We start from the raw sequence: 9953 nt of genomic DNA on the forward strand, positions 1-9953 counted from the left end.
GGGATGAGGGCTGTTGTGGGAGCGCACCCTGTGCGCGACACAATCTTGCCGATACCCACAAAAAAAGCCCCGGAAAACCGGGGCTTTTTTCATTCAATGACCGAGCGAATCAACGCTTGTCGCTAGCCACGTAGTTACGCACGTCAGCACCCGTATAGATCTGGCGCGGACGACCAATACGCGATCCCGGCGTTTCATGCTGCTCGATCCAGTGCGAGATCCAGCCCGAGGTGCGGGCGATGGCAAACATCACCGTGAACATCTCGGTCGGGATACCCAGGGCCTTGTAGATGATGCCCGAGTAGAAGTCGACGTTCGGGTASAGCTTGCGCTCGACGAAGTAGTCGTCCTTCAGCGCGGCTTCTTCCAGCTTCATGGCCACGTCGAGCAGCGGGTCGTTGACGCCCAGCTCGTTGAGCACCTTGTGGCACATCTCGCGGATGATCTTCGCGCGCGGATCGAAGTTCTTGTAGACGCGATGGCCGAAGCCCATCAGGCGGAAGTTGTCGTTCTTGTCCTTGGCGCGCTTGACGGCGGTCTCGACCTTGTCGGCGGTGCCGATCTCTTCGAGCATCTTGAGCACAGCTTCGTTCGCGCCACCATGGGCCGGACCCCACAGCGCGGTGATGCCGGCTGCGATGGAGGCGTACGGGTTGGCACCGGTGGAACCGACCAGACGCACGGTCGAGGTGGAGGCGTTCTGCTCGTGATCGGCGTGCAGGATGAACAACAGGTCCAGCGCCTTGGCGGCGACCGGGCTCATCTCCAGCGGCTCGCTCGGCACTTCGAACATCATGTGCAGGAAGCGGTCGACGTACTCGAGGTTGTTGCGCGGATAGCGGAACGGCCAGCCGATCGAGTAACGGTAGCAGGCAGCGGCGATCGTCGGCATCTTGGCGATCAGACGGATCGCAGCGAGCTTGCGGTCATCGGGATTATCCACGTCGATATCGTCGTGGTAGAAGGCCGACAGCGAAGCCACCGAAGCGGCCAGCATGGCCATCGGATGCGCGTCGTGATGGAAACCCTTGAAGAAGTCCTTCAGCGACTCGTGCATCATCGTGTGGTGCGTGATGTCGTGCTCGAACTTGGAGAACTGATCCTTGTTCGGCAGCTCGCCATTGAGCAGCAGGTAGGAGGTCTCGAGGAAATTCGACTTCTCGGCCAGCTGCTCGATSGGGTAGCCGCGATACAACAGYWCGCCTTYGTCGCCGTCGATATAGGTGATGGCGCTCTTGGTGCTGGCGGTGCTGCCGTAACCCGGGTCGTAAGTGAAATGTCCCGTGTCCTTGTACAGCGTTCCGATGTCGATGCATGCGGGACCTAACGTGCCGCTGAGCAGGGGCAGTTCACTGCTGCGGTTGGTCGACTCATCCACCAACTTGACGATCTTGGAATCGGACACGGAAAACCTCCTTCACGCTTATGTCGTCGCCGACGTGTCGCGCGAAGGCGATGGCCGACGAGGTAGGGTTGATGTCGCGTGGGGGGATGGCTGCGACACCTCGCCGCCGATTATCGCATATCGTCCCGCCAACATGCCCTAGCGGATGGTCGGATGGGCGGACGCAAAAACGCACGGGGCGAGCATCAGCTCGCCCCGTGCGTTTCAGCTTGCGTACGCTGCGTGGCCGCAGCGTGACAGCAGAGACTTCGCGCGATTACTTCTGCGCGTAGCGACGACGGAACTTGTCGACGCGGCCGCCGGTGTCCAGCGACTTCTGCTTGCCGGTGTAGAACGGATGGGAATGGCTCGAGATATCCACCTTGACCAGCGGGTACTCGTTGCCGTCTTCCCACTTGACGGTGTCCTTCGAGGAAATCGTCGAACGCGTCAGGAACGCGAAATCGGACGACAGGTCCTGAAACACCACCTGGCGATAATTGGGATGGATATCGGGCTTCATGACTGACTCAAAGCGGTGGGTGAAAAGAGCGGCATTTTAACCATGGGTCGCCCCCATTGGCAAGTCGCTCAGGGACTTGGACCGGCGGAGCCCTCGATTATAGCCGTTCAGGCGCCCAGCGCCCGCCGCACCATGGCGCCGAACCGGGCCTGATCGACCTCCATCACGATGCGCGCATTGGCCGGCCGGCCCAGCCTGGCGGTCCAGTCCACCACGGTGGCGCCACGGGTCAGGCGGCCATCCATTTCGACGGCGACGTGGCGCTCTTCGGCTCGCGTCACCATGGCCGGATCGATCGCCACCGCCATCGCCAGCGCGTCCGCCGCGATCACGCCGCGACGGCCGCGCTTGGCATTGAACGTACGCGCCGTGCCGAACACCWGCTCGAAGAAGGTCGCGCGCTGGTCGCCTGCAGCGATCCAGCCATTGAATTCCTCGTCATCGAAGGCATGGCGCAGCACCACTTCCCAGTCGACCAGGTCGAACATCGGGAAGGCCTCGAACACCACGTGCGCTGCCTCGGGATCGAAACCGATATTGAATTCGGCGGGAATTTTGCCGGTGTTGCCCAGCCCGGTGACCGCGCCACCCATGATCACCAGGCGCTTCACCCGCTGCGGCAAGGTGGGGTCGAGACGCACGGCCAGCGCGAGATTGGTCAGCGGCCCGAGAGCCACCAGGGTCAGCTCGGGATGTTCGCGGGTAAGACGAATCAGTGCATGCGCGGCGTGCTCATCGGCAGCCACGCTGCGCGGCTCCGGAAAGCCGACGTCGCCAAGGCCGTCGGTGCCATGCACGTGCACGGCGTCTTCTTCCGGCATGCGCACCAGCGGCGTCGGACAACCCGGGAACACCGGCGTCGGCTTGGCCACCAGATCCACCAGCGTGCGCGCATTGCGCACCGTATGCGCGAGGCCGACATTGCCCGCTGCAATGGTCAGTCCGAGTACGTCGGCATGCGCATGCGCCATCAGGATGGCGAGCGCATCGTCTACGCCCGGGTCGGTGTCGATCAACAGTTGCAGCTGGGTCATGGGGAACTCGCGTTAGGGAGCGAACCGATTAGCTTAGGCGTTCTACGGACGCGCGCAAGCGTCAATCGGCAGCGCAATTTATTGTGGGAGCGCACCCTGTGCGCGACTCGTCCTGCGAGGTGCCGGCGAAAGGCTGTCGCGCACAGGGTGCGCTCCCACAGGGAGAGTGCTCCTCGCTAGGCATGTGCGTAACGGGCGGCAGCGCCGATCCAGCGCGCGATCAGCCCTTCGGCCTGCTGCGGATGATGCGCCAACAGCACCGCACCCACCTCCTGCACGGCCGGCAGCAGATGCGCATCGCGCGAGAGATCGGCGATGCGGAAACTCAGCTGGCCCGTCTGCCGCGTGCCCAGCACTTCGCCGGGGCCGCGCAATTCCAGGTCTTTCTCCGCGATGCGAAAACCGTCATTCGTGTCACGCATGACCTGCAGGCGTTCGCGCGCCAGCTGGCCAAGCGGTGGCTGATACAGCAGCACGCAGTTCGAAGCGATCGCCCCTCGCCCCACTCGCCCGCGCAACTGGTGCAACTGGGACAGCCCGAGTCGTTCACTGTTTTCGATCACCATCAGACTGGCGTTGGGCACATCCACACCCACTTCGATCACGGTAGTGGAGACCAACACCGAAAGTTCGCCTGCCTTGAAGGCATCCATCACAGCCTGCTTTTCCTTGGGCTTCATGCGCCCGTGGATAAGGCCAATGCGGCAATCGGACAACGCCGATGACAACTCCGCGTGCGCCACTTCGGCAGCCTGCGCGCGCAGCTGTTCGGATTCTTCGATCAGGGTACACACCCAGTACGCCTGGCGCCCTTCGAGACAGGCCGCGTGAATGCGTTCGATCACATCGAAGCGGCGCGCGTTGGAAATCGCGATGGTCTGGACGGGCGTGCGGCCCGGCGGCAGCTCGTCGATCGCCGATACATCGAGATCCGCGTACGCGCTCATGGCCAGCGTGCGTGGAATCGGCGTGGCGGTCAGCACCAATTGATGAGGCACCAGGCCGCTCTCATGGTCTGCGCCCTTGTCGCGCAAGGACAAGCGCTGCTGCACGCCAAAGCGATGCTGTTCATCCACGATCACCAACCCAAGCTGCGAGAAGGACACACCCTCTTGCATCAGGGCGTGTGTGCCGATCACGACATGAGCACCCGATGCCACCCGCTGCAAAGCCTGTTGGCGCGCCTTGYCCGTCACCTTGCCGGCAAGCCATGCCACTTCGATGCCCAGCGGCGTCAGCCAATGGCGGAAGTGCTGCAGATGCTGCTCGGCAAGCAGTTCCGTGGGGGCCATCAAGGCCACTTGCTGGCCCGACTCCACCGCAGCCAGAGCAGCGAGTGCGGCTACGATGGTTTTCCCGCTGCCGACGTCGCCCTGCACCAGCCGCAACATCGGGCTGCCCTGGGCGATGTCCTTGGCAATCTCCTGGCTCACACGTTGCTGCGCGCCAGTGAGTCCGAACGGCAGACTGGCCAGCAACCGTTCGCGCAGCTCCCCCGTACCGGGCAGGCGCGGCGCATGGCGCCGACGCACCGCCGCTCGCATGCGCTTGAGGCTGAGGTGCTGGGTGAGCAATTCTTCGAACGCCAATCTTTGCTGCGCGGGATGACGACCGGTAGTCAGCTGGCCGAGATGGGCATCCGGCGGCGGACGATGCACATAGAGCAGCGCTTCGCGCAGCGAGGTCAAGCCGTGGGCGACGCAGAGCTCGGTGGGTATCAGCTCCAGCTGCGCATCCTGCGGCAGCAGCGCCAGCGCCTTGGCGATCACGCCGGCGAGCCGCTTCTGCCCCAACCCTTCGGTCGTCGGATACACCGGCGTCAGCAATTCATCGACGACCGCAGGCTCGTCGCCGCTCAGTCGCTGGTACTGCGGATGCACCATCTCCAGCCCGAGCGCCGCCTGCCGCACTTCGCCGTAGCACAACAGGCGCGTGCCGGGTTTGAGCTGTTCGGACTGGCTGCGATTGAAATGGAAGAAGCGCAACACCAGGGTCTGCTGCGAGCCGTCGGTAATGGCTACCTTCAACTGTGGCCGATAGCGAAACCCGCGTTCGACTGCCTCGACCACGCCCTCGACCTGTGCGCGCTCGCCGGGACGCAGATCAGCGATGGGAGTGAGGTGGGTACGGTCCTCGTAACGCAGGGGCAAGTGGAACCACAGGTCCTGCACGCGCTCCAGACCAAGACGCGCCAGCGTTTCCGCCAACGCCGGGCCGACACCAGGCAACGCCGATACCGGCGTGGCGCCGGGGTCGGAAAGTATCGTGGCGGCATTGGCGCGACTGGGCGGCATCGACGAAGCCTAACCGAGCCCACCCTCGCGCTGCAGCCGGCCGCACGCGGCCACCTGTCAGCGCGGGGCGTGCGGTTCGATCAGTCGAGCACCATGATGGCGTCTACTTCGATGTCCGCCAGCTTCGGCAGCGCAGACACTTCGATGGTCGAGCGCGCCGGGAACGGTGCCTGGAAATACTCGGACATGATCTCGTTGACGGTGGCGAAGTGACCCAGGTTGGTCACGTAGATGCCAACGCGCACGATCTCTTCCAGCGAGCCACCAGCAGCCTCTGCGACCGCCTTGAGGTTGACGAACACCTGGCGCGCCTGCAGGGCGATATCGCCTTCCACCATCTGACCGGTGGCCGGATCGAGCGGAATCTGGCCCGAGAAATACACCGTATTGCCGGTGCGCACAGCCTGCGAGTACGGACCAATGGCGGCAGGCGCCTTGTCGGTGGTGATGATGCTGCGGGACATGGTTGGTTCTCCGAACAGGGAATCGGGGATGGAAGCTGTGCGCCTCACGGACTGGGGATCATAGCCAGACATCGAGCAGGCTAAAAGAAGCGGACACGCCCGAGCGCCGCCCTGTTCACCACTGACTATTTGCGATTCACCGCTCTCAAAGCGGATAACGGTAGGCGCCGCTCACCACGCCGGTACGGCGCACGCGGCGGATCACTTCGGCCAGATGCTTGCGGTTCTTCACTTCGAGGGCGAACAACAGCGTGGCCGCGGCCGCGTCGCGCTCCACGTATTCCACGTTCTCGATGTTCGAGTTTGCGGCCGCGATGGCCGCCGCCACGGTGGCGAGCACGCCCGGGCGGTTGATGACTTCGATACGCAGTTCGGCGCGGTAATCGCCCTGCACATCGCGATCCCACTCGATCGCCACGCAGCGCTCGGGCGACTTGCGCAGTTCCACCACGTTGGGACATTCCACGCGATGGACCACGATGCCCTTGCCCGACGAGAGATAGCCGATGATCTCGTCGCCCGGCAGCGGGTGACAGCAATTGCTGAAGCTGAGCACGCCGCGCTCGGCACCGGTGATGCGGATCTTCTCCATCACATGCGGCGACTGCTGCACATCGGAGGATTTCTTGCCGCGCGCCGCCACCAGCTGGCTGGCCACCAGATGCGGGATGCGATTGCCCAGCGCGATGTCCGACAGCAATTCTTCCAGACGCTTGAGCTTGGAGGTTTCCAGGAAACGATCCAGCACGGCGGGCGGAATCRCATCAAGGCTGGTGCCCAGTGCATCGAGTGCGCGATCGAGCATGCGATGGCCGAAGTCGACGGCATCTTCATGCTGCAGATGTTTGAGGTATTGGCGGATCGCCGTACGCGCCTTGCCGGTCACTACCGATTCCAGCCAGGCCGGATTGGGCAGCGCGGACGGCGCCGTAATGATTTCCACCAGCTGGCCCGATTCCAGGCGCGTGCGCAGCGGCACGAGCTTTTTATCCACGCGCGCAGCCACGGCGTGGTCGCCCACGTCGGTGTGCACGGCATAGGCAAAATCGAGCGCAGTGGCATTGCGCGGCAGCGCGAGAATGTCGCCGCGCGGCGTGAACASRTAGACCKCRTCCGGGAACAGGTCGATCTTGACGTTCTCGATGAACTCGGACGACGAAACGGTGTTGGCCTGGCTGTCCGCCAGCGACGACAGCCATTCGCGGGCGCGCGCCTGCGCGCTATTGGCCGGACCCGAATCGGTCTTGTACGCCCAGTGGGCCGCCACACCGCGCTCGGCTACCGAGTCCATCTCCGCCGTGCGGACCTGCACTTCGATCGGCGCGCCGAACGGCCCCAGCAGCACGGTGTGCAGCGACTGGTAGCCGTTGGCCTTGGGAATGGCGATGAAGTCCTTGAAGCGCCGGTCCACCGGCTTGTACAGCCCGTGCACGGCGCCCAGCGCCATGTAGCAGCTCATGGCCGAGTCGACCACCACGCGGAAGCCGTAGACGTCCATCAGCTGCGCGAAGCTCTTGTGCTCGTTGCGCATCTTCGAATAGATGCTCCACGGCGACTTGATGCGGCCCACCACCTTGGCGGTGATGTGTTCGGCGCTCAGGCGCGTGGACAACGCAGCTTCGATCTTGCCCATCGCTTCGCGGCGATTGCCCAGCGCGGCGCGGATGCGCTCGCTGATCACGCGGTAGCGATCGGGGTAAAGCGCGCGGAAGCCCAGGTCCTGCAGCTCCGCCTTGAACTTGTTCATGCCCAGGCGCTGCGCGATGGGCGCGTAGATTTCCAGCGTTTCGCGGGCGATGCGGCGACGCGACGGCGCATCTTTGGCGCCCAGCGTGCGCATATTATGCAGGCGGTCGGACAGCTTGATCAGGATCACGCGCAGGTCGCGCGCCATCGCCAGCAGCATCTTGCGGAAGCTTTCCGCATCGGCCTCCTGGCGGCTGGAAAAGCTCATCTTGTCCAGCTTGGTGACGCCATCGACGAGTTCGGCGACGGTCTCGCCAAATTCGCCGGCGAGCTCGGTGCGGCTCAGCGAGGTGTCTTCCAGCGTGTCGTGCAGGATCGCCGCGATGATGGTCTCGGCGTCCATGCCCAGCTCGGCCAGGATGCCGGCCACCGCCACGGGATGGGTGATATAGGGCTCACCGCTCTTGCGGGCCTGCCCTTCGTGCGCCACGGCGCCCACTTCGTAGGCGCGCACCACACGGGCCACCTGCGATTCGGGCAGGTAGGCCACGCGCTCTTTCAGAGCCAACACGTACGGCGGCAGCGTCGACGTATCCAAGGTGGAGTCCGTGACGGCCGGCATGGTTGTTCGGTCCCCGCTCAGGCGACCGCCTCGCTTCGTTTAAGGGAAGCGAGGGTGGCGACATGAAGCCCGCAGCGCAAAGCGCCGGACGAGCCGGCGCCGGGGCGTTGCTGGCTACAGCCGCCCTCCATCAGTCATCTCCACCCTTGGAGAGATCGTCGTCCACTTCGGCCGCAGCCCACTCGAGCGCTTCACGCTCGGCGCGCTCGCGCTCGGACTTGTCGATCTCGTCGATCGTGGCCTGGTCAATGCGACGGTCGGCAATTTCGCGCAGGGCGAGCACCGTCGGCTTATCGTGGTCGGGATGCACTGCCGGTTCGGCACCCTTGGAGAGCTGGCGGGCGCGCTTGGTCGCCATCAGCACCAGTTCGAAGCGGTTGTCGACTACCTGCAGGCAGTCTTCGACGGTAATGCGGGCCATCTGAAATCCTCAGAAAATAAAACGACTTATCACCTGTCAGTGTAGCCAGCGGCGGCTTTGCTGGCAATGCAGCAAGGCTCTATGATGCGGGGTTCACACCGCCTGCAGCCTGGCGCCCTGACACTAAAGGGGGCCTGTACATAATAAAAAACCCAACAGTACAATATTGTACTCCCTCCGGCCCTCCAGGACTGTCGCCTCCATGCCGTCCGCCTTCCGTTCTCTCGCCATGCGCAGCCTGCCCCTGGTCGCCGTGGCCCTGCTTGCTGGTTGCAGCATCGCCAAGCCTCGTACCGATGATCCGTACGAGCACATGAACCGCAAGGTTTACGCCTTCAACAACGACCTGGACAAGGCGATCATCCGCCCGGTCGCCGTGGGTTACCGCAAGGTGACCAACCCGACCATCCGTCGCTGCATGGCCGATTTCTTCACCAATATCCGCATGCCGATCACCGTGGCCAACGACCTGCTGCAGGCACGTCCGAAGCAGGCGCTGCAGGGCAGCGGCCGCTTCCTGGTGAACCTGACCCTGGGCATCGGCGGCTTCTTCGATCCGGCCAGCCAGCTTGGCATTCCGCTGGACGATACCGACTTTGGCGTGACGCTCGCCCGCTGGGGCGTGCCCGATGGCCCGTATCTGATGCTGCCCTTCTTCGGGCCGACCACGGCGCGCGACTTCTGGCAGGTGCCGGTCGACGGCTACTTCTTCGACCCCATCAGCTATTTCTCGCGCAACAACCACTACGAGTTCGGCCAGCAGTACCTGCCCGAGCTGATGTACCTGGTGACCATCCGCTCCAGCGCCATCGATGCGGAGAGTTTCCTCAACTCCGCCTACGATCCGTATGCCTTTATCCGCGACGCCTATCGCCAGCAGCGCATCTACAAGATCTACTACGGCAACCCGCCTGAAGAGGTGATCGAGCAGCTGCAGGGCCTGCACGACAAGAGTTTCGACCCGGACGAGCTGCTCGACGAGCAGCAGAAGTGGGAAAAGAAGCAGCCGCAGGCCTCACAGAGTCAGCAGCCGGCAGCGAAGAAGGACTGAAGCGTCCTTCTCCAGCCAAAGAGAAGGGGCCGCGAGGCCCCTTTTTTTGTCCCCGGCCCAGCGTCGAGTGACGCTCAGGCCATGAGACCTTCGACCTCACACACGCTGGCCAGCAGGTGCATGCCCTCGGGCATATGGCTCACCTTGAGCTTGCGCCCGCGCTCGGCCGACTGCGCCAGCACCGCCAGCACGCAGGCCAGGCCGGCGCTGTCGCTGCGTGTGACGCCGGACAGATCCAGCTCCGAGCGGCCGTCGCGCGCCACCGCCGTATCAATCGCCCTGAGCGCCGCCGCCGCCGTACTGAAAGTCAGCTCACCGGACACGCGTACGCTCCCCGGTGAGCCTTCATCGATGCGCACGGGTGCGCCAGCCACGCTCAAGACTTGGAGCCCGGCTGCTGCGCCTTGTCGGCCTGCTCCATTTCCTTGAGCGCCTGGTCACCCTGGGTTTCCAGGTTGCTGATCAGCTTGTCGA

General features: G+C 63.9%; 9 protein-coding genes. 1 reads left to right on the plus strand and 8 read right to left on the minus strand.

Annotation, left to right across the window (positions count from 1 at the left end; all coding sequences use genetic code 11):
- Positions 1-109 precede the first annotated feature (109 nt).
- The 7 genes from AC1DMG_RS16450 to rpoZ all read right to left on the minus strand — a co-directional run bounded on the left by AC1DMG_RS16450 (position 110) and on the right by rpoZ (position 8428).
- Positions 110-1405, minus strand: a complete 1296-nt coding sequence (locus AC1DMG_RS16450) for a citrate synthase (RefSeq protein ID WP_477180773.1) — start codon at positions 1403-1405, stop codon at positions 110-112.
- A gap of 256 nt (positions 1406-1661) precedes the next feature.
- On the minus strand, positions 1662-1907 hold the full coding sequence (locus tag AC1DMG_RS16455) for a type B 50S ribosomal protein L31 (RefSeq protein WP_046972144.1): 246 nt from the start codon (positions 1905-1907) through the stop codon (positions 1662-1664).
- A gap of 107 nt (positions 1908-2014) precedes the next feature.
- On the minus strand, positions 2015-2941 hold the full coding sequence (locus AC1DMG_RS16460; protein ID WP_477180774.1) for a nucleoside hydrolase: 927 nt from the start codon (positions 2939-2941) through the stop codon (positions 2015-2017).
- Between the two features lie 176 nt (positions 2942-3117).
- On the minus strand, positions 3118-5235 hold the full coding sequence (gene recG, locus AC1DMG_RS16465) for an ATP-dependent DNA helicase RecG (protein ID WP_477180775.1): 2118 nt from the start codon (positions 5233-5235) through the stop codon (positions 3118-3120).
- 80 nt (positions 5236-5315) lie between these two features.
- Positions 5316-5699: a RidA family protein gene (locus AC1DMG_RS16470; protein WP_477175043.1), complete on the minus strand. Its 384-nt coding sequence runs from the start codon at positions 5697-5699 to the stop codon at positions 5316-5318.
- Between the two features lie 145 nt (positions 5700-5844).
- Positions 5845-8007 carry a RelA/SpoT family protein gene (locus AC1DMG_RS16475; RefSeq protein WP_477180776.1) on the minus strand — a complete coding sequence of 721 codons (2163 nt, stop codon included), beginning with the start codon at positions 8005-8007 and terminating at the stop codon, positions 5845-5847.
- A gap of 130 nt (positions 8008-8137) precedes the next feature.
- Entirely contained in the window at positions 8138-8428 is a 291-nt protein-coding gene (gene rpoZ, locus AC1DMG_RS16480) for a DNA-directed RNA polymerase subunit omega (RefSeq protein WP_046972139.1), read from the minus strand.
- A gap of 202 nt (positions 8429-8630) precedes the next feature.
- Here rpoZ and AC1DMG_RS16485 point away from each other — a divergent pair, with 202 nt between their 5' ends.
- The gene (locus AC1DMG_RS16485; protein ID WP_477175044.1) at positions 8631-9479 is read left to right on the plus strand and encodes an MlaA family lipoprotein; all 849 of its coding nucleotides are present in this window, start codon (positions 8631-8633) and stop codon (positions 9477-9479) included.
- 74 nt (positions 9480-9553) lie between these two features.
- On the opposite strand, the gene AC1DMG_RS16490 is transcribed toward AC1DMG_RS16485, so the two are convergent.
- Positions 9554-9802, minus strand: coding sequence for an STAS domain-containing protein (locus AC1DMG_RS16490; protein WP_441604503.1), 249 nt, complete (start codon positions 9800-9802; stop codon positions 9554-9556).
- Positions 9803-9953: the final 151 nt, after the last annotated feature.

The sequence above is a fragment of the Dyella sp. 01N36 genome (assembly GCF_056399745.1).

Bases quoted from the DNA above. Each gene is read 5' to 3' on its own strand.
- AC1DMG_RS16485 (WP_477175044.1), top strand. From the start codon at position 8,631: ATGCCGTCCGCCTTCCGTTCTCTCGCCATGCGCAGCCTGCCCCTGGTC.
- rpoZ (WP_046972139.1), bottom strand. From the start codon at position 8,428: ATGGCCCGCATTACCGTCGAAGACTGCCTGCAGGTAGTCGACAACCGC.
- AC1DMG_RS16470 (WP_477175043.1), bottom strand. From the start codon at position 5,699: ATGTCCCGCAGCATCATCACCACCGACAAGGCGCCTGCCGCCATTGGT.
- AC1DMG_RS16455 (WP_046972144.1), bottom strand. From the start codon at position 1,907: ATGAAGCCCGATATCCATCCCAATTATCGCCAGGTGGTGTTTCAGGAC.